22 protein-coding genes and 1 tRNA gene are annotated in these 22,688 nt (G+C 35.7%); 3 read left to right on the forward strand and 20 right to left on the reverse strand.

What is annotated here, in order from left to right; translation table 11 throughout:
* The 14 genes from BMX09_RS02315 to BMX09_RS02385 all read right to left on the reverse strand — a co-directional run bounded on the left by BMX09_RS02315 (window position 1) and on the right by BMX09_RS02385 (window position 10,970).
* Window positions 1-855 (reverse strand): DNA-methyltransferase, encoded by an 855-nt coding sequence (locus BMX09_RS02315; protein ID WP_089746126.1) that lies wholly within the window; start codon window positions 853-855, stop codon window positions 1-3.
* Window positions 856-918: 63 nt separating this feature from the next.
* Window positions 919-1,413, reverse strand: coding sequence for a DUF3310 domain-containing protein (locus tag BMX09_RS02320; protein WP_177159502.1), 495 nt, complete (start codon window positions 1,411-1,413; stop codon window positions 919-921).
* Window positions 1,414-1,701: 288 nt separating this feature from the next.
* Window positions 1,702-2,109: a helix-turn-helix transcriptional regulator gene (locus BMX09_RS02330; RefSeq protein WP_089746091.1), complete on the reverse strand. Its 408-nt coding sequence runs from the start codon at window positions 2,107-2,109 to the stop codon at window positions 1,702-1,704.
* A gap of 2 nt (window positions 2,110-2,111) precedes the next feature.
* Window positions 2,112-2,336, reverse strand: coding sequence for a hypothetical protein (locus BMX09_RS02335; protein WP_089746092.1), 225 nt, complete (start codon window positions 2,334-2,336; stop codon window positions 2,112-2,114).
* Window positions 2,326-2,721, reverse strand: a complete 396-nt coding sequence (locus BMX09_RS02340) for a RusA family crossover junction endodeoxyribonuclease (RefSeq protein ID WP_089746127.1) — start codon at window positions 2,719-2,721, stop codon at window positions 2,326-2,328. The genes BMX09_RS02335 and BMX09_RS02340 overlap by 11 nt, the downstream gene beginning before the upstream one ends.
* Window positions 2,722-3,267: 546 nt before the next feature.
* Complete coding sequence (locus tag BMX09_RS02345; protein WP_089746093.1) at window positions 3,268-5,532, reverse strand: AAA family ATPase; 2,265 nt, start codon at window positions 5,530-5,532, stop codon at window positions 3,268-3,270.
* 11 nt (window positions 5,533-5,543) lie between these two features.
* Window positions 5,544-7,127 (reverse strand): DEAD/DEAH box helicase, encoded by a 1,584-nt coding sequence (locus BMX09_RS02350; RefSeq protein WP_089746094.1) that lies wholly within the window; start codon window positions 7,125-7,127, stop codon window positions 5,544-5,546.
* 28 nt (window positions 7,128-7,155) lie between these two features.
* Window positions 7,156-7,824 carry a hypothetical protein gene (locus tag BMX09_RS02355; RefSeq protein WP_089746095.1) on the reverse strand — a complete coding sequence of 223 codons (669 nt, stop codon included), beginning with the start codon at window positions 7,822-7,824 and terminating at the stop codon, window positions 7,156-7,158.
* 31 nt (window positions 7,825-7,855) lie between these two features.
* A complete protein-coding gene (locus BMX09_RS02360) occupies window positions 7,856-8,944 on the reverse strand; it encodes an ATP-binding protein (RefSeq protein ID WP_089746096.1) in 1,089 nt (362 codons plus the stop codon).
* A 12-nt stretch (window positions 8,945-8,956) separates the two neighbouring features.
* Complete coding sequence (locus BMX09_RS02365) at window positions 8,957-9,448, reverse strand: siphovirus Gp157 family protein (RefSeq protein ID WP_089746097.1); 492 nt, start codon at window positions 9,446-9,448, stop codon at window positions 8,957-8,959.
* Window positions 9,448-9,825, reverse strand: a complete 378-nt coding sequence (locus BMX09_RS02370) for a hypothetical protein (protein WP_089746098.1) — start codon at window positions 9,823-9,825, stop codon at window positions 9,448-9,450. Before BMX09_RS02370 ends, BMX09_RS02365 begins: the two co-directional genes overlap by 1 nt.
* Window positions 9,826-10,008: 183 nt before the next feature.
* Window positions 10,009-10,344, reverse strand: coding sequence for a hypothetical protein (locus tag BMX09_RS02375; protein WP_089746099.1), 336 nt, complete (start codon window positions 10,342-10,344; stop codon window positions 10,009-10,011).
* On the reverse strand, window positions 10,344-10,646 hold the full coding sequence (locus BMX09_RS02380; protein WP_089746100.1) for a hypothetical protein: 303 nt from the start codon (window positions 10,644-10,646) through the stop codon (window positions 10,344-10,346). The genes BMX09_RS02375 and BMX09_RS02380 overlap by 1 nt, the downstream gene beginning before the upstream one ends.
* A gap of 87 nt (window positions 10,647-10,733) precedes the next feature.
* Window positions 10,734-10,970: a helix-turn-helix transcriptional regulator gene (locus BMX09_RS02385; protein WP_245711112.1), complete on the reverse strand. Its 237-nt coding sequence runs from the start codon at window positions 10,968-10,970 to the stop codon at window positions 10,734-10,736.
* A gap of 151 nt (window positions 10,971-11,121) precedes the next feature.
* On the opposite strand from BMX09_RS02385, the gene BMX09_RS02390 reads away from it, so the two are divergent.
* Both BMX09_RS02390 and BMX09_RS02395 read left to right on the forward strand, forming a co-directional pair.
* Entirely contained in the window at window positions 11,122-12,000 is an 879-nt protein-coding gene (locus BMX09_RS02390; protein ID WP_089746101.1) for a LexA family transcriptional regulator, read from the forward strand.
* A 67-nt stretch (window positions 12,001-12,067) separates the two neighbouring features.
* Window positions 12,068-13,204 (forward strand): site-specific integrase, encoded by a 1,137-nt coding sequence (locus BMX09_RS02395; RefSeq protein ID WP_089746102.1) that lies wholly within the window; start codon window positions 12,068-12,070, stop codon window positions 13,202-13,204.
* 138 nt (window positions 13,205-13,342) lie between these two features.
* Here BMX09_RS02395 and BMX09_RS02400 read toward each other — a convergent pair.
* The 4 genes from BMX09_RS02400 to BMX09_RS02415 all read right to left on the reverse strand — a co-directional run bounded on the left by BMX09_RS02400 (window position 13,343) and on the right by BMX09_RS02415 (window position 14,748).
* A tRNA-Arg gene (locus tag BMX09_RS02400) sits at window positions 13,343-13,416 on the reverse strand.
* Between the two features lie 76 nt (window positions 13,417-13,492).
* Entirely contained in the window at window positions 13,493-13,723 is a 231-nt protein-coding gene (locus BMX09_RS02405; protein WP_089746103.1) for a hypothetical protein, read from the reverse strand.
* Between the two features lie 76 nt (window positions 13,724-13,799).
* A complete protein-coding gene (locus BMX09_RS02410) occupies window positions 13,800-14,285 on the reverse strand; it encodes a prolyl-tRNA synthetase associated domain-containing protein (protein WP_089746104.1) in 486 nt (161 codons plus the stop codon).
* Between the two features lie 16 nt (window positions 14,286-14,301).
* Complete coding sequence (locus BMX09_RS02415) at window positions 14,302-14,748, reverse strand: flavodoxin (protein ID WP_089746105.1); 447 nt, start codon at window positions 14,746-14,748, stop codon at window positions 14,302-14,304.
* A gap of 206 nt (window positions 14,749-14,954) precedes the next feature.
* Between BMX09_RS02415 and BMX09_RS02420 the strand changes: the two genes are divergently transcribed.
* Window positions 14,955-15,812, forward strand: a complete 858-nt coding sequence (locus BMX09_RS02420; protein ID WP_089746106.1) for a DUF368 domain-containing protein — start codon at window positions 14,955-14,957, stop codon at window positions 15,810-15,812.
* Between the two features lie 220 nt (window positions 15,813-16,032).
* On the opposite strand, the gene BMX09_RS02425 is transcribed toward BMX09_RS02420, so the two are convergent.
* A complete protein-coding gene (locus BMX09_RS02425) occupies window positions 16,033-18,192 on the reverse strand; it encodes an amidase family protein (RefSeq protein WP_089746107.1) in 2,160 nt (719 codons plus the stop codon).
* 285 nt (window positions 18,193-18,477) lie between these two features.
* Complete coding sequence (locus BMX09_RS02430; RefSeq protein WP_177159503.1) at window positions 18,478-22,389, reverse strand: Cna B-type domain-containing protein; 3,912 nt, start codon at window positions 22,387-22,389, stop codon at window positions 18,478-18,480.
* Between the last annotated feature and the right edge of the window lie 299 nt (window positions 22,390-22,688).

Here is a 22,688-nt window from a genome sequence, read left to right on the forward strand (position 1 = left end):
TTATAACATTTCTAACATGTCTATTTGTTCGGGTTTGTTGTCTTCAACCTCAACCAACATCTTTTCTATTGCTGGCTTGTAAAATTCGGGATTGCATTCAAAGCCGTATGAATGACGGCCTAACTCTCTAGCCGCTCTTAGTGTTGCACCGCTTCCAGCGCATGGATCAATAACCACATCACCTGGGTCTGTGAAAATCTCAATTAATTTCTTCAATGTTGCAACTGGTTTTTGAGTTGGATGAATTTTTTCAATTTCTTTTTTGGTATCTGTTTCCCACTCAACCCAATTTTTAATCATTTTACCTGTTCCACGAATGTTTTTGCCGTTTCCATCTTGTTGCACTCCATTTCTAAATTTAGGTAATTTATTACGGTATAGCACTACTGCATACTCACAAGCTCCAACAATTTTCATGTTTGCTTTTAATACTTGACTTGATGACTTTTTGCAAAAGATAAGCGGATAGCTATTCGCAAAGCCGTGGCGCTTTCCATATTCCTGTACCATAGCAATTTGTTCAAAAGCGCAAAATACAATCATAGCCCCTGCTTGGTTCTTAGCTTTTGGCTCTTTCTTCACCAATTTATTGCAAAAGTGCATAAATTCAGCGATATTGAAATTGTCATCACCTCGGAAAAAGTTTGACCCTGCTAATTTACTTTCACCATTTTTATTGTCTCCACCTTCGTACCATACTGGGTTACTTCCATAAGCGTTGGCGCCTAAATTGTATGGGATATCAGCAATTACTAATTGCGCTGGCTTAATTGCATAGCGTTTATAATTTTGAAAGTTATCATGATACAATTCGCATTTGATTGGTCTTTTTTTGTTTTTCCATTCTGTTTGCATTGCTTCTTTTTCTGCTACGTTTTCTGTATTAGTCATCCTTTTATTTCCACCTTTATATATAATTTATTTGTTTTCTTCTTCGTATTCTTTCAAACGTTCCAGGCATGCAATAGCCTTGTTCAAATCTTCAATGCCGTTCTTTTTGTCATAACGCATGATGTATCTCAAGCAAGTAAATTTCATTGCTGCTCTAAATTCTTCTAAGTCAAAATAATGATTAGCAACATCAAATAAGTCAAAGCCGTTTTGATTGTAATGCGCTGGCTTATATATCCCAATTTTTAATTTGTCCACGTTTGTGCCTTCCTGTAGTTCTTCAGTTGTTTCTTTGCGCAAAGCTTCATCAATAGTTGCGATTCCAGCTGTCAAGCCTTTGATTGCTTCTTCAACATTACCGTGCACTGTAATGTATTCATCCACAATCGGTTGTACTTTTTCATAGTACGGATCTAGCAATAATTTTCTTTCTTTTCCATTACCGTATTTGCCTTGACATACTTCAAGCGCTAATGTCATATATCTTTTGCGCTCTTTTAAAAATTCTTTTTTACTTTTCATTGTTATGTTCATCCTCCAATTTTTGCAACTGATCCATAAAATACTTATCGTATATTGATATTCTATGTTCTAATTCTTCAATCAATAATCTAAGTCTATGTATTACTCTTCTTTGTTCTGTATTCTGTCTATGTAGTGCTAGAATGCATATCACGCATATCATTCCAGCGAATTGAGCATTATTCATTATTTATCTATCCTTATCTAAAAATTGTTTAACTTCCCTTGCTGCAAAATATAACCAGCCTATTGCTAAAATTTTAATACCCATTTTTGTGTGTCTCCTTTTTAATTGTTATCTAAATAGTGTTGAATGGCATCAGCATGCTTAAATGTAATATCGACATGTCCTTTCAACAATCTGATAATCTCTCTTGCTGGCACATCTATTGTTCTAGCAATTTGAATTGCTTTTAAGCCGTTTATTTCCATATGCTTTGATAGTCTGTTACCTAACATAATGACTTCGTGCATAGTTCTTGGTTTTTTACTATTTGATAACCAAACGACACCATCAATGTTTTTTGCCACTTTCATAGCGACTTCTTTTTCTGTAAAAAAATACGCTCGTTGAATATCATTTTTAAAAACCAATCTATTTGTTGGTGTCCCTGGTGCATAACCTGACAATAGATCATGCTTAATACCTGTAAAATATAATCCGTTTTTGTTTGTAATAATATATCCTAATGTCATTATTATTGTCCTCTCATCTGCTCGTTGTATACTTCTTCAATCCAATACACAAGCATCATCATTTGTTTTTTCACCAACTTATTGCCTGGGTACTTATAACATATTGCAGCGCTCGACTTGTATACCCAATCAAAATATTCTTCGCTATCAAATCCATACAATGCTGCTTGTGTTTGATTCTTTTCTATCCACGCAACTACTTCATCGTAAAATTCTCTATAATTCATCACTCATCACCTCAATTTTGATATATATGCCTGGTATGTCACCGTGAAACTTTTCCACGTGTTCTGATGCTACTAGTGCATCATCTTTCCAAAAGTGCAAATCAGTCATGCAATCTTTTAGTAATTTGTTCAAATTGTCTGTATCAGGTTTAGTAATTTTATACTGTCCGTTTTTTGATTTTTTAGTGTGTGGGAAAATCCATTGCACTTTCAAAATGATAGGCTGATTTTTTATAGGTTCATCGGGTGCATGTTGACTTAGATGCGCCATCAATTTTGCACGTGCATTTTTTAGTTTTTCAGGTTCATAAAATACTGGTTTACCATTGATCACCGTCACCTGTTTTTGTTGGTGTGTGGTTATCGGTAATTTTTTCATTGGCATAAAAAATTCATTTTTTAATTTTAAAATTTCCACTGCTGCAACTTCCTTTTATTATTTTTTAAATTCACAAGGACATGCGCCTTCGGTGTAGGAGGGGACCTACTGACATATAAGGGGCAAACATTGCATGCCCCTATGGTGGTATGTACCCACACCCCCCGTGAGCGGGGACTATTCCAGGGACACAGGGACACTAATTTGTTCCAAAGGGACAAATTCAATATAGCGGTTTTGTCTCTGGAATAGGGACACAGGGACAAAATGTTTTTGTCCCTAGCGCTATCCCTTGGTGTTCTAAGTGTTTGGCCTATTTTTAAAAAGTTGTAGGGACATGACTAAATTATTTTTTGTCCCTAGTTTTTTAACGATACACCAGGTAATATTGAGGGACATGTCCCTGTGTTTGTCCCTGGTTGTCCCTGTCCCTATAAGGTTATTTTTCTTATTTTTTTAGCGTTATATCTTATTTTCTAATATATGTTGTAAGCATATTTTTCATCAGGGACATAGGGACATGTCCCTGATTGTCCCTATGTCCCTGATTTTTTAGTCTCCATTTTTCTTAATTTGGCAATTATCAACGTGGTAATGGCTTCCTTCTTTTATCCATCTTCTGATTGTTTTTTCTGAAGGGCCTTTGCCTTTTTTGTCTGTGAAAAATGCCTTTAAATCTTCTAATAATATAGGTTGTACTCCGTCATCTAACATAGCCATTGCATTGTCAATTTTTTCTGTATTTGACTTTTTTCCACCTTCTTTTTCGCCACCATTTTGTGGTGATTTTTTAGGCTTTTTATAAGGCAATCCGTCATCAAGTTCTATATCAGCAAGCACCCCTGTATTGTCCACAATATGCACTGGATATTTGAACCACACATTGACTTCATCCATCTTGGCAAATTCTCGCAACGTTCCATCAATGCGCCATGCTGATTGATTGTCAACTGCTTTTGATGCTTCTTTGCGTTGCTTGTTCATCTCAATTCTTTGATGCAACGGTATGGCAATTTCTGCGTGATTTTCCATAGCAGCTATACTGTTTTTATCTTCTAATGTAACTTTTTGGTAAAAATAATCATTATTTGTTGCTTTTATGCAACTTTCAATGATACTGATATGAGCTTGTTTCTTTTGTTCGTCTAGTAAATCATCTGTTAGATCTAATTCAACCAGGTCAATGATTGCATCGGGGTCACGTGCAAATACTCCTGAACCACTGGCTCTATCCATCGACTTTTTACCCCCTTGTGACCCTTTTGAATGGTGGTGACAGTAGATAACTGATGCCCCTAGTTCTGTAGCAACCTTATCAAACTGATTGGTAAAGTGTGCCATTTGTTCTGCGCTGTTTTCATCACCTGTCAATACTTTATAAATTGGATCAATGATAACTGCTGAATAATTACGCTTTTGCGCTCTACGTATTAATTTGGGCGCTAATTTGTCCATTGGCAGCGCCTTGCTTCTTAAATTCCAAATATCGATATTATCCAGGTTTTTTGGTTTGTCTATTCCTAACCCGTTATAAACATCCTTGAAGCGGTGCAAGCATGAAGGTCTATCAAGTTCTAAGTTGACGTATAACACTCTACCTTGCACACACTCAAAACCTAGCCACTGCATGCCTTCAGCTATTGCGATACTCATTTCAATCAGCGCAAAGGACTTACCTGCTTTACTTGCTCCAGCAATTAGCATCTTATGTCCTTGCCTAAGTACTCCCTTTATTAATTCGGGCGCAAGGTCTGGCATATCGTCCCATGTGTCGGAAAGTTTTTCTGGTTCTGGTAGATCATCATTCAAGTCTTCAATCCACTCAAACCATTCATTATAATCATGTTTACCAATATTGGTATCAATTAAAAATTGCTTTTTGCCGTTACGCATAACCCCTGGCATGCGTGAAAGCCTGCTCGGGTTTCTGTTTTGTGTATCGATTGTGAAACCGTTCTTTTTACATATGTTATATACGTATTCAACTCTTTGCTTATACTCGGTATAATCAGCTGCATCAATCTTTACAATCGCATGCAATGACTTTCCACCACTATGTGTTAGCGTTGCTATTGGTAGTTCTAATTCTCTAAGTATTGCATTTTGTTTGGCTATGTCCATGTTGTCTGATTCGACTAAGGCATACTTATAAGCCGTAACATTGTCATTTTTGACGTCCTTACCATCTAACGGGTTGAAACGTATCCAGGCGCCTGCTTCGGGGTTGTAATCACCTAATACAAGGCCTATATCATCATACTTTTGTAGCTCCTCAATCAATTTGCCTGCTGTTCTGTCCCAATTACCTTTAGTCGGTTTATGCAACACTAGGCCATCATCTGTGGTCATGTCATATGTTTTGGTGACATAACCTACATTTTCAGTGGCATCAAATAATGTTTGTAAATATGTTATTAGTTGTTGGATAGGGTTCCATGTCGTTGGCTCTCTTATTTCCTTACCTTCAACCCAATCCCTATCAACGATGCGATAATCATCGTTAATCTGACTATTCCAACTCAACTCATGCCCACTGCTTCGGCCGTTAGACACGGGGGCAAATGCCCCGTAATCTTTAGCCAATTGTACAATCGTTCCACCTTTGACTGGTGTCCCATTGCCATTGAAAGTATCCCATTTTTTGAAACATTCGCCATCATGATATCTTGTATCGCTGCGGCTCCAACTGTCCCAATCTAGTGCGGTATAGCCTTCATATTTCAAAGCCATACCAACGTTGACCCACTCTTGATAGCTTAATATGCTTGGGTCTAAGTCGTTTAATACTTCTATTAGGTTCAATCCTTCCTGTGTCACTCTTTCACTTCCTAACTTCCATCAAATGTTGCTGGTATTACTCCTTTAGGGATTCGCCACCCATTAGATGCTATTCTTGTTATCATGTTTGATGCATTCTCAAATGTCCACATGCCTACATTTCTGAAACCTCTTTGCTCTAAACATCTAATCTGTTTAGGTGTTGCAAGTCCTTGTAATTGTCTTTTTCTTAATCGTTCTAATATCATAGATGCTTTTCCTGCTGTTCCTACTTCATCAGTATTGATTCCTAAATGTTCTAATTTTTCAATTTGTGCTTTGCTCGGTGGTTGCATTTCCCATCCAAAATTAGGCACATAATTAGTTAAGTCATTAGCATGAATACTCATTTCAAACTGTAATGGATCTACTAATTTGCGTTTACGTTTGCGCATTTCTGCCAATTGCTTAGCCAATGCTTCTTCACGTTGTTGCACCACATCTTCAACCGCTTGTGATTCTAAGTCTTCCAGGTCTAGTGCCATACTTGCGTTATCTTCAGTGATCTTAGTCATTTGTTTTTGTACTTCTTCATCTTCACTGACTAGATATGCTGGTCTGCATAGTTCGTGGCGCTCGGTATGCCAAAGGAAATCAAGCACCAATACATGGTCTTTATTTGGCGCTAATCGTGTACCACGTCCAACCATTTGACTATAAAGACTTCTTACTTTTGTTGGTCTAAGGACTACCACACAATCAACATCAGGACAATCCCAACCTTCAGTGAGTAGCATGCTATTACATAGTACGTTGTATTTATTGTTCTCAAAGTCTGACAGTATTTCTTTACGGTCTTTTGATTCGCCGTTGACTTCAGCAGCTCGGAAACCTTTTTCATTCAAAATTGCGGTCATTTTTTGGCTTGTTTTCACTAGTGGTAAAAAGATGACGGTTTTTCTATTTTGGCAATGTTCCAACATTTCCTGCGCTATTTGTTCTAAATACGGCTCTAGTGCATTGCCAACTTCCCCTGCTTTAAAATCACCTGCTTGCGTGCTGACGTTGGATAGATCTAAATTCAATGGTATAGTTAACGCTTTGATTTTTGAAAGGTATCCACTTTTGATTGCTTCAACGATTGAATATTCATAGGCCAAACTATCAAAGTATGATCCTAATGATTTTCTGTCGCCACGGTCGGGGGTGGCTGTCACCCCTAACACGTTAGCGCCACTAAAATGATTCAATACACGCTGATAACCGTCCGATATGCAATGATGCGCCTCATCAATAACAATCGTATCAAAGTAATTCGGTGGAAATAAATCAAGCCGTTTTTGCCTTTGCAGCGTTTGAACTGAACCAACTACCACACTTTCAAAGCTATTCAAGCAGCTGCTTTCAGCCTTTTCAAGCGCTGTCCCAATTCCTGTTGCTTGTTTTAATTTGTCGCTTGCTTGTTCCAATAATTCTGATCTGTGAGCAAGGACAAGCACACGCTCGCCCATATTCACACGATCTTCAATAATTTTGCTAAATACAATAGTTTTACCGCATCCCGTTGGTAATACTAATAATGTTTTTTTATTACCCTTTGCCCATTCTGCCTGTACTCTTTCTCTTGCTTCGATTTGATAAGGTCTTAACTTCAAATTTTTCACATCCTTTTATTAATTTTTGTTAAAATGCTCCATTCGGATGTGCTACTTGTCCTGTTTGTTGCATTGGTTGTGTTGGTGATGTCATCGGTTGTGTTGCTTGCATTCCTGACGCTGCCATTGGTTGTTGTGGTTGCATTGGTTGTCCTTGCATCATAACGGGCTGCGCTTGAATTCCTTGCACTGCTTGCGCTACGTTGCCTGTAACATTAGCGTTTTTTACTTCATCAAGGCGCACATCATCTTGATACACCATGAAATGCACATTATTAAATGTTTTACCTTCATATTTACGATTGTTAATTTTGCATACACCTTGACTGCCAATAACTGTATTCCAATTCATTTGTAATGGTTGCCCTTTTTTCTTTTGCCCAATTGCACCAAAGAAACCGCTCAATCGATTTTCCATAGTTTGGTGTAGGTATAATCGTTCATGTACTTTTGTTTCTTCGGGTTCGCCTTTTTCGTTTAATACTTTGATAGTTAACTCTACATTAGCCATTGGGCATGCTGGGATTTTGCTTGTTGGGCTTGGTTGGTAGCGTGTTTTTTCGATATTTGTTACTGTAAATTTGTAAAATCCTTCATCTAGTAGTAAATACGGTTTAGCTTCACTATCAGCCGTAATAGTTCCGTTCCAATCTAATTCAGCGCCTTGTACTTGTATGTTTTGTGTGTTGTATGTCATTTTTTATTTCTCCTTTTATGTTTGTATTTTTTTATTTGTTTGTATGGTTGTATTGAATAGACTGCATTACTAGCATCCAATTAGCTACAATAGTGTTAGTCCAATAATCAACTGGTATTGCTTCCATTGGTGTGCCTGGTGCTGCGTGTCCTTTTTGATAAACTACTTGCATAACATCATCTATTGTGACGTTGTACGCTTGCATTAAGTCTGCTAATTCCTGTGGTACGTTCGGCGGTGTTGCTGCTGGTTGTTCGCCAAAGTTTTGTAAACTTGTTTCTAAAAATTCGGGTACTTGTTCTGTTTGTTGCACTTCAAGTCCTTGATTAGGTGTCCATACATCCCCAATCATTGCAGCTGGTTCTTGTTGCGTTGGTTGCTGTGGGATTGTTGGCGTTGGTGCTGGCTTATTAAAGATATGAGCTATTGCATCATAACTTAATGGCAATGTTGCTGGTAAGCCGTGACGGTTCTTAGCATCCCATGCAGGATGGTGTTCGGTATGGATCACTCTTTCACCACCAAAAGCTTTATCTTTTTTTGTTTTCGAGTCTGTGATAATCGTTGTTTGATAATTACAGAAAAGAACCATATCAGCCCATTCTTTTACCAGCGGGCTTGACTTCTTACCTAACTTCAATTCAAAGCGGTCATATTGTCCCATCTCATCGGGCTTGGTGAATGCCTTAATCGTTGCATGTGCCGTCAATACCACATTAATGCCTTTATCAATCAGTTGCTGCAATTTGTTCAATAGTTCGGTGATTGTTTCGGCTAAATATACATAACCATAACCATACCCAAAATCTTCAATACCGTTTTTTCCGTATTGATAGCATAGATGCGCTATTGCTAGATGCTCGGCCCAATCAATAGTATCAATCACCAACGTGTCACATATTCCTGGTGTATTGCTTACATAATCAATTTGATGCATCAAGTCATTCCATGTTTGTGGCTTTGGAAATCGTGCCACATCCATGTTGTCTGTACTGCCTTCAGTATCGATAAATACAGTATTAGGGAATTGTGCTGCTAGTGTGCTTTTTCCTATTCCTTCAGTGCCATAAATCACCACTTTTTGAGCACGTGCCTTAATTCCTTTAGTTATCTGTAGCATATTTCGTCACTCCTATCTAATTCTTAATGATTCGCCTTGCTCTAAGTGTGCGCCTGGTACTTCTTCGCCTGCTTTCAACATGCCTTTAATGATATTCAAGTCAGGTGTTGGTGGTTGTACTACTAGCACCTCAAATGGTAATAAGCTTAAATCGTCAATAACTGCCTTAGGCGGGTTCTTTTGAATAGCAAAGCTAAATGTACCGCTTTTGAATTTAGTTTTACCTGTTTGCTGCATAACGTCCTGTAGATAGCTTTTCAAGTTCGCTTGCTTGTTGGTAATCACTTTCTTTTTATCGTTCAATCGTTTGACTTCAGCTTTAATGCCTTCCTCTTCAGCCTTTAAAGATTGCACCAATTTGGCGATATTTTCAGCCTTATCTTCCATTGTCGTTTCAATAGCATCTAACGTGTCAATTAATACATCATTCTCTACTGCATCGGAGTTTTCTTCTATCAATTGCGCCAATTGATTATAGTTGTTCGATAATTCATATAAGTTCATTATTTGTCACCACCTAACATGCTGATGAAGCTATCTAACACATCTGACAATGCTTCCATCGCTTCGATTTCTTCATCTTCATCTTCGTTCGCTTTTTGTCTTGGGTCTTTTTCTTCAAGTGTTGTCCCTGTTGGCATTTCTTCAAGAATAGCTTCAACTGCTACTAATTCACCTTCAAATGCAGCTGCTAATTTTTCAAAAGTTTGTTTTTGACCTGGTGCTGGGAAACCTTTTGCAGCAAATTCAATTTCAGTTGTATACTTAGCCGTAAAGCATAACGATTGAGCGCTATTCTGTTTATATTTTGCAAGGTATGAACCATTCTTTTTAATCACGTAATATGCTACTGTTTTTGTTTCATTGTTATTTTTTGTCATTTTTTTCATCCTCTTTCTGTGTTATAATTAGTTATTGACAATTTAGCTGGCGGGCTTATTGTCTTTTTTTATGCGGTTAATTAATTCAATCGCTTCATCTAAGTAATAATGACATCCTGTCTGAATATATAGATCAATTAAATTGTTAATATATTTCATTTGTTATACATCCTTTTTTTATTTTTATGGCATATGCACATCTAACCAATTTTGTAATTCTTTATCTCGTTTTTCATTCTCTTTTTTCTGTAAATTTTCTTGTGCTGTCGGAAAATGTGTATATGAACCATAATGTAATGCATCATAATTTGCGTGAGCAAACATAATTGTGGCAATCGATACTGCAACACTTCCCACAATGACAACTTTCATCATACTTTTTGCCACAAAAGACATAATATCAATATCTATTTCATGACTAGCTATGCATTTGACACATCTTAGTGGAAAATCAATAATATTCTTTGCAGCTGCTTTCATCGCTCTTTTAAACGTTTTTGTCTGTCTTTTCAGCTCCATTAAAGCCCAACTCCTTCTTCCCATAGAATTTTGATCGTATCTATCGCTTCTGCAGGATATGCATAATGTCTTCCGTATCTTTTTCTTAGTTTTAAAATCTCTGGATGATTATGTAATCCTCTTGTATAGAATGTTGAATACTTAATATTCAACGTTTCGCATATCTCGACTAGTGTATACATCTGTTTCACTCGCTCTTCTTTTTCAGGAACAAATGGTTTAATAATCGCTTGAAATTCTGTCGGATGTTCCTGCGCTGCTTGTTTCATTTGTTCTAAAAATGCTTCAGTAACAACGCTCATGTCATCACTCCTTACAAAAATTTTCTAAATTAACTTCTAAAACTTCTCGATGTTCAAATACTATTAATTCACTCATTCTGTTTCCTCCTATTCTTTATTTAATTTCACGGTTAAACCGTGTTTTACGTCAAAAAAAATAATTTCATCGTAAGTTACGTTAAAATTATTTTCAATTGCTTTTATTTGTGGAACGTTAGGAAATGATTTTTGTTTTTCCCAATTATGCCACGTTGCTTCAGATACTCCAACACGTTCGCCAGCTTCTTTTTGAGTTATGTCTTCTTTAGCTCTCAGCATTTTTAAAGTATACTGTGTCTTATTCATATTATCGCTCCTTTCTTGATAGTTATCTTATGAGTATACAATAACACGGTTTAACCGTGTTGTAAATAGTTTTTTTTTATTTTTTTGTTTTTTCTTTACTTTTTCACGGAATAAACGTAAAATGTAATTATAATATTAAGGAGGTTATAATATGTCTTTAGGCAACAAAGAGGTTATGGCGAGTAATTTAAAATATTACATGAAAAAACACAATATAGATAGAAATAAATTATGTAGTGATTTAAATTTAAAATACATGACCGTTTCAGATTGGATCAATGCTAAAACATATCCTAGAATAGATAAAATCGAAATGTTATCTCATTATTTTGATATCCCGAAATCAAAATTAATAGAAGATCATAACTTTAAGGAAAACGCTAGTCAACGATTAAATCAAATTATGTCAGAACGTAATTTGAAACAAGTTGATATATTAGAATTATGCAAACCTTATTCAGAAGAGTTAGGAATTAAAATAGCGAGAAACAACATTTCTCAATATGTAAACGGCATTGCAGAACCTAATCAAAATAAAGTGTTTCTATTAGCTAAAGCGTTGAATGTCAATGAAGCGTGGCTTATGGGATATGATGTTCCGAAAAATCCGACTTTTGACAACATAACTAATATAGAAAGTTGTTCAGTAGTCAAAGTCCCAATCATCGGAACAATTGCATGTGGTACACCGTTGTTAGCAGATCAAAACGTAATCGGATATGATTATGTATCTTCAGATGCTATCAAAGGTAAAGAAGTTTTCTACCTGGAATGTAAAGGCGATTCGATGGAACCGAAAATACCAGATGGAAGTCTAGTGCTGGTTAATAGTCAACCAACAGTGGAAAATGGGGAGATTGCAGCAGTTGTTGTAAACGGAGATACAGAGGCGACTCTAAAACGTGTGCAGTATCAAGGGGATACAACAATTTTAATTGCGGAAAATAGCAACTATGCGCCGTACATTATCAATAAAGATAATCCAGCGAGGATTGTTGGAAAGGCAATACAAGTAGTTACAAGATTATAAAAATGTATAAAAATAACCACCGCTTCAACTTTGGTCGGTCTGAGCGGTGGTTTGATCAAAAAAACCTATGGTGATAGGCTTCTTTTCTATGCCTATTTTACCATATACGAAAGGAATGGTAAATATGCCTTACGTTCACAAAAGAGGCAAAACGTGGTCTTATCGAGTTTATTATGATACAGATGATGGTAAACGCAAGTATGTTTCCAAAAGCGGTTTTAAAAACAAGCGGTCTGCGAAAGAAGCGGGTGAATTAAAGAAAGAGGAATTAAAGTATTTAGATCCTAAAAATCAACACGACATGCTTCTTGCAGATTATATGGTTCGGTGGATGGAATTATATAAAGTCGGCAAAGTGTCAATCAAGACGATAAAATCAATCGAGACTGTTATTAATTATGTTAGGAAAAATTATAATCTTAAATTGCAAGATATCACAAACGATAATTACCAACAATTTCTGAACACATTAGCAAAAGAACGATCATACGCAACTGTTAAAAAATATTATATGCATACTAAAGCAGCTATTACTCACGCTTATGTCTGCGAGGTAATAAAACGGAATCCAACAATAACAGCTATAGTAACAGGTAACGAATCTAAAAAAATGGATACCACTAATAAGTATCTGCATCCAGCCGAATACGATAGTTTAGAAAAAGCACTTTTAGACGGTATCTGCTCAGAATACCAAAGCCGATACGTTTTGTTGCTGGCAATGAAAACTGGGATGCGAGTTGGCGAATGCTTAGGTCTACAGTGGAAGTATGTTGATTTTGATAACAATACAGTTAGAGTCGAACACGGTTTCGATTATCACCATGCGCATGATTTTACCGACGGAAAAACCAAGAACGCTAAGCGTACTATCCCAGTTCCTGAAGATTTGCTTGAATTGTTAAACGATTTAATTGTGCCAGGCACGCATTCAAATAATCGAGTGTTTAGGAATTTAAGTCACAACGCTATTTTGCATTGTTTACAAAAAGCATGTAAACGTGCAAAAATCAACCGCCGAATTGGTATCCACGCATTGAGACACACATACGCAAGTATCCTGTTCAACGAAGGTATTAAAATAGCTAAAATTAGCAAACTTTTAGGACATGCAGACATAAGTATAACATTGCAAATTTACACTCATTTATTGGAATTAGAAACAGATGATTTAGACGATCAAATAAGAGATATCTTCAAATAAAAAAAGAGACTTTTATAGTCTCCTTTTTTGTAAACAATTTGTAAACATTTTTTAGAAAAACTTAGTTATCCACAGAAATAGAAACGCCGTCATATCAACGTTTAGCAACACATGGTAATACATAAAAACCCTAAAATACGATGCTAGAGGGATTTGAACCCCCGACCTAGCGTTTAGGAAACGCTTGCTCTATCCACCTGAGCTATAGCACCACAATTTGGTTAAGAAGATAGATTGCCACCAATGAATCCTTAGCCATTCGATAAGTGAACCTACAAATCTTCGTACTTAATCCTCATCTTTAATGTCAATATCTTCAGGAATTGGTTCATCTAAGTAGCGCTGATATTCTTCTAAAGCTTTTTGACGCTCTTTAATAAAAAATTCAAACTGATTCGTATTGATTAAGACTTCATCATCCACTACTAGCCAAGTAATCTGATGTTCACGCATAAAACGCTCAATCAAACGTGGATCAACTTCTAAATAAGCCGCCGTATCTTCAATCGATAAATACATCGCTTTAAACCCCTTCCCTAAAAATAACGATAAAGGACACGTTAACTACGCGCATCCTCTACCGATTAATCTATCACTATAATTCCACCACTTTAAAATCATGATTTGCATACTCTAAAAAACGTACAAAACCTTTGAATGGAATATTTAATGTTGTTGTGTTCACAAATGGATGAAATCCGACCGTCAAATCTTGATCTACTGCCTTATCGACAATCACTTGCACCTTTAAATCTTTATCATATAGTAAACCAAATGGCGTAACCGTCCCTGGAATACACTGCATAACATCCATCATACGCTCCTCGCTAGCAAAAGACAAACGACTTTCCCCTAACAATTCCGCTAAATGCTTTAAGTCGGCTGATTTTTCATCATGTAAAATGACCAAATAATACTTACGCCCCTTTTTGTTCTTTAATAATAAATTTTTAACTTGCTGTCCTGGTAATGTAAATTCCAATCCCTTAACAGAAGTAATCGGTACATGGTCAAGACGTTCATAAGGAATCTGTAATTCTTCTAATAAATCATAGACTAACTTTTCTGTTGGAGCTTGCATCCAATCGCCACCTTTATTATCCTAATTTTTCAACTAAGCTTTTCGCAAATACTTCAATGTTTTTAATATCTTCTTCTTCCGCATTTAAATCAACTTTCACGATTTCAGCACCTTTTGTAGCACCTGTTTTCGCAAATTGTTCATCAAAATCAATAACTGATTGACAGAAGCGATCATAGAAAGTATCTCCAGAACCTAATGCTCCATATACTTTACCTGTTAAATCTTCTTCGCCTAATTCATCATAGAAGTCAACAATCTCGTCAGGTAAGTCGCCATCCATTCCATATGTATATGTTGCTACAACACATAAATCATAATCTTGGAATTCTGATGCTGATGCAGATGTACAAATTTTAACATCCACTTCAACTCCTTGCTCTTCTAATGCTTCTGCTAAAATATCAGCAATTTCTTCTGTGTTTCCTGTTAAACTTGCGTATACAACTAATGCTTTTGACATTATATGCACCTCACCTTTACTTATTTTATACTTATTATTATAGCAAATTTCTAATATTTCTGATAGGGTTCTTTGTGAATTATTTTTATTATTGATTTTTTGGTCATAATTCCACCTCAAACAATTCGTTAAATTTTACTAAAAATATCGCTATTCACCGAGATATTGAGTATAATAAACAATGAAATAAATTTTTAGGAGGAATTATGGAACATCAAACTAGAACAGAAATGCATTCGCAAAAGAATCGTACAGATTGGATCTTACGTTTTGTTAAAGGAATGTTTATTGGATCAGGATTTATCTTGCCGGGAGTCAGTGGTGGTGCTTTAGCTGCTATCTTTGGTATGTACGAAAGAATTATTTCATTTTTGGCGAATCTTACTAAGAATTTCAAGGAGAATGTTTTATTCTTTATTCCAGTTGGCTTAGGTGCTTTGGCTGGTATTGTAGTATTATCATTTGGAGTGAGTTATTTATTAGGCAACTTTGAGACTGTTATTATGTGGTTCTTCGTTGGTTGTATTGCTGGTACAATTCCAGCTTTATGGCGCGAGGCTGGTAAGGAAGGTCGTAGTATGCGTGAGGTTATTATCTTAATGGTGTCATTTTTGCTTGGATTAATCTTATTATATCTTGGCAAATCAAGCTTCCATGGTAATGTGACTCCTTCATTTGGTAGTTGGATGATTTGTGGTGCTTTAATTGCTGGGGGTGTGATTATACCAGGGTTAAGTCCATCAAACTTTATCGTCTATATGGGCATGTATAAGGAAATGTCTGATGGCTTTAAGACTTTAGATATGCATGTAATTATTCCTATCGCAATTGGTGGATTATTAACGGTTATCTTATTATCAAAAGTTGTGCATTATATCTTCCAAAAAGCTTATCCGCAACTATTCCACTTTATTTTTGGGGTGGTATTAGCTTCAACAGTCATGATTATCCCACTTAGTTATCCAGGATTTACATATGTTGGCTACTTAGCTTGTGTGGCTTTATTCTTACTAGGAACTTCTCTTGGTTTATGGATGAGTAAATTAGAAGATACCTACAAATAAAAGCTCTTCACCAAGTTGATTATTGAGGAGTTAGTAAAAATAGTTCTATAATAAATACGATTATGAGTCGTCGGGCATCTTGTTCGGCGGCTTTTTTGTATGGGAAATATGGGATACTTGAAATGATTGTTTGTAGTTGATTTATGTTAGGTAAGAAAAGGTAAAAACACCTAGCACACTAGATTATAGCTTAGTATGCTAGGTGCGTTATGCTTACTAGTTATTTATTATTTTTTTTATGATAAATTACGCCTATTCCGAGTAGGATGAATGCTACTGCTGAAGTGATTTGAACGGCGTATGATTTAGTTCCTGTTGTTGGTAATGTTGGTTTTACTGGTTGTTCTGGTGTTGCTGGTTTTGCTGGTTTTGCTGGTTTTTGTTTATTTGTTGTTGGTTGTTCTGTACCCGTACTTGGTTGTTCTGTACCTGAGTTAGGCGTTTCTGTACCTGTTGTTGGTGTTTCGGTACCCGTACTTGGTGTTTCTGTACCCGTTGTAGGTGTTTCTGCGTCTATTGTTGGTGTTTCTGCGTCTATTGTTGGTGTTTCTGCGTCTATTGTTGGTGTTTGGGTACCTGTACTTGATGTTTGAGTACCTGTACTTGGTTGTTCTGTACTTGTACTTGGTTGTTCTGTACCTGAGTTAGGTGTTTGGTTACCCGTACTTGGTGTTTCTACGCCTGTTGTTGGTGTTTGGGTACCTGTACTTGGTTGTTCTGTACTTGTTGTTGGTTCTCCGGTTGTGGCATCGCTTGAATCGTTATCAGTATTGTCAGCTTTTGCGATGTCTTCTTTTAATGTGAATTTGTGTTGGTCTTCAAAGATTTTTGCTACTTTTAATAAGACTTTATCCATCCCCCATTTGGCATTCAGCATAATTCCAAGAGGCAAGTTTTCTTTTGAGAGATATGTCGGTAAACTAATGGCCGGCTCTCCAACAATATTAATCACCGCAGTAAATGGTGTTCGTTCTAACATTGGCTCCCATTGTCTTACTAATAAATTCCATTGCTCTTCTTTTGTTAGATTTTCACTATTATACATTGCTATTTCATCTTCATCATCAATCAAATCATTGCTATTTAATGGTGCTGTTGTAGCAGTTGTTGGTGTTAAAAATAGCGGATAAGTTTGGTGGAAGGTTTCCATTTGTTCAATATATTTTTCGATATGTTTTTTAGTTTCAGCATAATCTTTTTTCATAGCATCTCTACCATATTGTTTATTGGCATTATATAAAGCCCAGACTAATGGATCTAAATCATGCTTTGTTAAACCTAACTCTTCAAACTTCTGTGGTAAATTCCCTGGTAATCCACCACTTCCGATACTCATTAAAGTATAATCTTCCATAATTGCACGACCATCAATTGGCCAACTTGCTTCTTCAACCGTAAATCCTTGTTCTCTCAAGAAATCAACCGCTTCTAACACAGCCTTTTTAGCATCTTCACTAACTTTTGTACCCATTGGAGACTCTAAAGAATAACCAATTTTCAAATCTTTTACATCAGATACTTCATCGGTAATCTTTTGCACATCATCATGAAACTTAGGATTTTCAACTCCATCAAAAAAGGCTACTGTATCATCAACTGATTTGGTCAAAGGAAAATGCACAACCATTGAGCGCATACCAGAATGATGTGTCACACCACCACTTGTCTTAAAGCCGATTAAGCCATTCCATGAAGCCGGAATACGAATCGACCCTCCCATATCACTACCAGTCGCAATTGGTGTCATCCCACTCGCTAAAGCCGCTGCCGAACCCCCTGAAGATCCACCTGAATTATAAGCTGGATTCCAAGCATTATGAGTTAAGCCATACAAATGTCCTGTAGTAATATTTCTTAATGCTAATTCTGGATAATTGGTTTGTCCTAAAATAATGAAACCTAATTTTTTGAAATCACGTACATAACTACTATCTCGCTTAGTTAATGGATTATTTTCATTGGTTTTCAAGGCTAAAGTATTTTCCCCACCTGCAATATTATGACCAATTCCTTTTATTAATAAAGGCACGCCCAAAAATGGTTGCCCAGTATCTTCTAAATTACGTGCTTCCTCCAAAGCAGCTTCTTTACGAGTTGTAATAACTGCATTCAAACTTGGATTCTCACTATCAATTACTTGATATGCAAGAGTCACTAATTGTTCAGCGGTTACCTTGTGTGAACGAACTAACTCAGCCAATTCTAAAGCGGTCATTCGTTTGTATTCTTCAACCGACAAATCAAGGTGCTCTTTATTTTCTACAACTTGTGATTGTGATGTATGATCCTCTGCAAATACTTGCTGTTCATAAGGTACACTCACTAAGACAAATAATACACTACATACTACCGCCCAAAATTGCTTGACGACTTTCCCCATTCCTTCATCTCCTCTACCTAATTTATTTTTTAGAAAGCTTGTGATTTTTCAGTAAATGCTCCTTTCTTATTAGATTGTTCAACTATCACAAACTACAAAATAAGTGTAAAAAATGCTCACTGGAATGTCAATTACTAAACTCTAGCGCTTACATTTTTTTATTTATACATGTATAAGATTCATTAATAGCTTTTTATTGGTTGCTTTTGATGTTCATTTTCTACACAAAAAAAGCCTAGCTACAAGAAGTTTCTCTCATGGCTAGGCATTTTGTTGGTTATTAAATTATTTTTTGTGTTTTTTGTGATAAATAGTTCCCCCTCCTATGATTACCAATACTACCGCTATCATGATTTGGCTAGTATAGGCTTTAGTTCCTGTTATTGGTAAATTTGTTTTATTTGGTTGAGATGGTTTATCTGGTTTAGCTGGTTTTGCTGGTTGAGATGGTTTAGTATTTGTCACCACGAAACCATTTTGAACATCTCCTGTAATTGCACTTGTGTAACCTGAGATGGCGACTTCTTCGATGGTGTAGATAATTTCGTGTCCATCTGTTGAGTCGTATTTGGCTAAGTCTTTGAAGTCGCCTTGCCAGTTGTTTGAAGCGTTTAGGATCAATTCTTTCCCAGTAGCTTTACCATCTGCCAATAGATTAATTACTACTTCTTCCGCCGCTTCACCTATCCAATGTTTTTCGACTGGGATGTCACGGTATTTTACAGTTGGTGTTGGGGGTTCTTCTTGTATGTTTGTTACCACGAAACCATTTTGAACATCTCCTGTAATTACGCTTGTATAACCTGAGATGGCGACTTCTGCAATGCTATAGGCAATTTCTTTACCTGTTTCTTGGTTGTAAACTGGTAAGTTGTTGAATTCTGCTTTCCTGTTATTTGAAGCATTTAATATTAAATCTTTTACTTGTTTGCCGTCGGCAAATAGATTAATCACTACTTCTTCGACTGGTTTACCTATCCATACTTTCTCTACTGGAATGGCAATTTTAGCGGTGTTTGTGTTGGTTACAACATAGCCTGCACCATTCTTAGTAATCTTACTTGTATAGCCATCGATGTTAACCTCTTCAATGCTGTAGACAATTTCGTGTCCATCTGTTGAGTCGTATTTAGCTAAGTCTTCGAATTCACCTTTCCAGCTGTTTGTAGCATTTAGTGTTAATTCTTGTACTTTTGTGCCATCGGCTAATAGATTAATCACTACTTCTTTGGCTGGTTTACCTATCCATACTTTTTCTACTGGAATTGAAATTGTTGCAGTATTAATATTTGTGATTACGTAACCTGCGCCTTTTTTAGTGATGTTGCTTGTATAGCCATCGATGTTAACCTCTTCAATGCTATAGGCAATTTCTTTACCTGTTTCTTGGTTGTAAACTGGTAAGTTGTTGAATTCTGCTTTCCTGTTATTTGAAGCATTTAATATTAAATCTTTTACTTTTGTGCCATCGGCAAATAGATTAATCACTACTTCTTTGGCTGCTTTTCCAATCCATACTTTTTCTACTGGAATTGAAATTGTTGCAGTATTAATATTTGTGATTACGTAACCTGCGCCTTTTTTAGTGATGTTGCTTGTATAGCCGTCAATGTTAACTTCTGCAATGCTGTAGACAATTTTATTACCTGTTTCTTGGTTGTAAACTGGTAAGTTGTTGAATTCTGCTTTCCAGTTATTTGAAGCATTTAATATTAAATCTTTTACTTTTGTGCCATCGGCAAATAGATTAATCACTACTTCTTCTGCTGGTTTACCAATCCAAACTTTTTCTACTGGAATTGAAATTGTTGCAGTATTAATATTTGTGATTACGTAACCTGCACCTTTTTTAGTGATGTTGCTTGTATAGCCGTCAATGTTAACTTCTGCAATGCTATAGGCAATTTCTTTACCTGTTTCTTGATTGTAAACTGGTAGGTTATTGAATTCACCTTTCCAATCGTTTGTTGCGTTTAAAGTTAATTCTTTTACTTGTTTGCCATCGGCAAATAGATTAATCACTACTTCTTTGGCTGCTTTTCCAATCCAAACTTTTTCAACTGGAATTGAAATTGTTGCGGTGTTGGTTACTACAAATCCGTCTATTGGGTTCCCAGTAATGTTAGAGTGGAAACCTGGTACTTCCGATTCTTTGATGGAATAGATAATGTTTTTCCCAGAAGTATCTTTAATTGCTAAATCTGTAAATTCTCCCTGCCAATTATTTGAACTATTTAACGTTAATACTTTTCCTGTTTCGATACCATTTGCTAATAATGATACTGTCACTTCTTCTATAGGAATATCAGCTAATGGCATTGCATCTCCATTACTATCACACCAAGATTTTTGGATAAATAAATCACGTGAAGTCTGTTTTGCAGTAATGGTAACGGCATAATTTGGTAAACTTATACCACCACCGCCTGATGAACCACCGCCTCCTGGTGAAGTAACTGCTCTAACCATTTTCGACACGCGATTAAGTATATCTGGTTCTAAATGATTCAAATCTATCACTTCACCAACTTCTACCGTAAAGCCTTTCACTGGATGAACTTTAATAGAATATTTTATTTTACTACCATCAAAGTGTGCATTGCGTAAATTATTAAATTCACCTTGCCAGTTTGTTGATCTTTTTAGTGTTACAACTTTTCCTGTTTCGATACCATCTGCTAATAACGATACCGTCACTTCTTCTACAGGTACATCATTTGCTTGGATTAGATTATTATCACTATTCAACCATACTATTGGTTTCACCGTACATTTTATTTTATTACTAAATATTGGAAGTGCTGTATTCGTACTTGTGATTTGCCAATTATCTGTTTCATCAAGAATTGGGATGGTTGTTTGATTGTCGAATCCTTCTACTTGATTTATTTTAATTGCATATTGATTAAAAATACCTGACTCTTTAACAAGTAAATTTTTAAATTCTCCTTGCCAATTTTCTGACTTTTTCAAAACTAATTCTTTACCAGTAGAGAAACCGTTTTTCAATAATGTTACCGTTACTTCTTCTACAGGTACATCTTCTGGATTGACAATACTACCATCTCTATATTTCCATATTTGACTTACATGTAAATCACGAGATACTTGGATACCAGGAATTTTAGTATTGGTACTTGTGATGTGCCACTTATCTATCCCATTAAGACTGGTTTTACTGATTTGATTTTCAAAGCCATATATCTGATTTACTTTAATGGTATATTCACAATCTACACCATCTGGTCTAATATATAAATCTTTAAATACCCCTTGCCAATTTTCTGACTTTTTCAAAACTAACTCTTCACCAGTAGAGTAACCGTCTATCATTAATTTAGCAGTCATTTCTTCAAATGGGACATCTTCAGGTTTGATAATACTACCATCTTCATTTTTCCATATTTGATTGATATATAAATCCCGCCATATTTGGGTATATTGTACTTTTAAATTGTATTCATTGTCCCCTCCCCAGGATCCTTCAACAGCTAACCCATTTAGTATTGGATAGAAACCATGTACTGCAGGAAAATCGAAATATGGAGAAACTCTATCGTCGCTATCCAATAGTATTTCATATTTACTTCTCCAATTATTTGATTTTTTTAAAAGTATTGGATATTTAGTATTCACCTCTTCATCTATTATCATACCTTGAACTTCATCTAGTGGAATATCTTCAGACGGTATCATATTTTTATCTAAATCCATCCATTCCAATTGTACAATTCCCCATAAAATATTCTTTTCTTCTGCACGTAAATGGATATCAATCATAGGTTTTGTGCCTTCTTGTGTATAATAAGAAGCCTCATCAATAATGATATTCCATCTATTTTTTGCAGTCACTCGAATTGAATATTCTTTTCCAGGATCATCAAAGCCATTTGGTAAATGAGCATTTTCATATTTATCGTCCAACCACATAAAATTATAAAAGTCAGCATTCTCTAAATCTTCTTCACTTTTTGCAAAATGTATTTCATCAATCACTTGATTATCCGCTAATATTTCAACAGTTACGTCCATATCTTTTCTCATATCCGTTTTCCATGTAAGATTGATTCCTACACCTTCATCCTGCTGTTGGTTCTCTTCTTTTTGCTTATGAGTTAATTCTCTTGTAACAGAAACCGTTTTATCTAATTCTTGATTTTGTGCTTCTATTCGATGATAATTTGAATCTATTGCCATAAAAAGTGCTATAATAACCAACAATAAATTTACCAAAACATTTTTTGTTCGTTCCATAAGATCACCTTTCCTTGTTATTTCTTAGTATTACTATCTACATTTTTAGTATAATATTTGAGCTTTTTTTATTCAAATGTTATCTGTTTATGTTGTGAAACAATTTGAAATATAATTATTTTTACCTATATTTTTAATGATTTCTCTAAAAAACTCTAAAATCAAGAAAATATTCAAGATTATGTTATCTGAACTATATTTCACATAAATTCTACACAAAAAAAGCCTAGCTACAAGAAGTT

This window comes from Granulicatella balaenopterae (assembly GCF_900111135.1).
GTDB classification, from domain to species: Bacteria; Bacillota; Bacilli; order Lactobacillales; family Aerococcaceae; genus Granulicatella; species Granulicatella balaenopterae.

Excerpts from the sequence above, each read along its gene's own strand:
- BMX09_RS02380 (WP_089746100.1), bottom strand. The coding sequence starts at position 10,646 with ATGAGCGTTGTTACTGAAGCATTTTTAGAACAAATGAAACAAGCAGCG.
- BMX09_RS02360 (WP_089746096.1), bottom strand. The coding sequence starts at position 8,944 with ATGCTACAGATAACTAAAGGAATTAAGGCACGTGCTCAAAAAGTGGTG.
- BMX09_RS02335 (WP_089746092.1), bottom strand. The coding sequence starts at position 2,336 with ATGAATTATAGAGAATTTTACGATGAAGTAGTTGCGTGGATAGAAAAG.
- BMX09_RS02375 (WP_089746099.1), bottom strand. The coding sequence starts at position 10,344 with ATGGAGCTGAAAAGACAGACAAAAACGTTTAAAAGAGCGATGAAAGCA.
- BMX09_RS02330 (WP_089746091.1), bottom strand. The coding sequence starts at position 2,109 with ATGACATTAGGATATATTATTACAAACAAAAACGGATTATATTTTACA.
- BMX09_RS02370 (WP_089746098.1), bottom strand. The coding sequence starts at position 9,825 with ATGACAAAAAATAACAATGAAACAAAAACAGTAGCATATTACGTGATT.
- BMX09_RS02425 (WP_089746107.1), bottom strand. The coding sequence starts at position 18,192 with ATGGGGAAAGTCGTCAAGCAATTTTGGGCGGTAGTATGTAGTGTATTA.
- BMX09_RS02355 (WP_089746095.1), bottom strand. The coding sequence starts at position 7,824 with ATGACATACAACACACAAAACATACAAGTACAAGGCGCTGAATTAGAT.
- BMX09_RS02390 (WP_089746101.1), top strand. The coding sequence starts at position 11,122 with ATGTCTTTAGGCAACAAAGAGGTTATGGCGAGTAATTTAAAATATTAC.
- BMX09_RS02395 (WP_089746102.1), top strand. The coding sequence starts at position 12,068 with ATGGTGATAGGCTTCTTTTCTATGCCTATTTTACCATATACGAAAGGA.
- BMX09_RS02320 (WP_177159502.1), bottom strand. The coding sequence starts at position 1,413 with ATGAAAAGTAAAAAAGAATTTTTAAAAGAGCGCAAAAGATATATGACA.
- BMX09_RS02415 (WP_089746105.1), bottom strand. The coding sequence starts at position 14,748 with ATGTCAAAAGCATTAGTTGTATACGCAAGTTTAACAGGAAACACAGAA.
- BMX09_RS02315 (WP_089746126.1), bottom strand. The coding sequence starts at position 855 with ATGCAAACAGAATGGAAAAACAAAAAAAGACCAATCAAATGCGAATTG.
- BMX09_RS02385 (WP_245711112.1), bottom strand. The coding sequence starts at position 10,970 with ATGAATAAGACACAGTATACTTTAAAAATGCTGAGAGCTAAAGAAGAC.
- BMX09_RS02420 (WP_089746106.1), top strand. The coding sequence starts at position 14,955 with ATGGAACATCAAACTAGAACAGAAATGCATTCGCAAAAGAATCGTACA.
- BMX09_RS02365 (WP_089746097.1), bottom strand. The coding sequence starts at position 9,448 with ATGAACTTATATGAATTATCGAACAACTATAATCAATTGGCGCAATTG.
- BMX09_RS02405 (WP_089746103.1), bottom strand. The coding sequence starts at position 13,723 with ATGTATTTATCGATTGAAGATACGGCGGCTTATTTAGAAGTTGATCCA.
- BMX09_RS02410 (WP_089746104.1), bottom strand. The coding sequence starts at position 14,285 with ATGCAAGCTCCAACAGAAAAGTTAGTCTATGATTTATTAGAAGAATTA.
- BMX09_RS02430 (WP_177159503.1), bottom strand. The coding sequence starts at position 22,389 with ATGGCAATAGATTCAAATTATCATCGAATAGAAGCACAAAATCAAGAA.
- BMX09_RS02340 (WP_089746127.1), bottom strand. The coding sequence starts at position 2,721 with ATGCCAATGAAAAAATTACCGATAACCACACACCAACAAAAACAGGTG.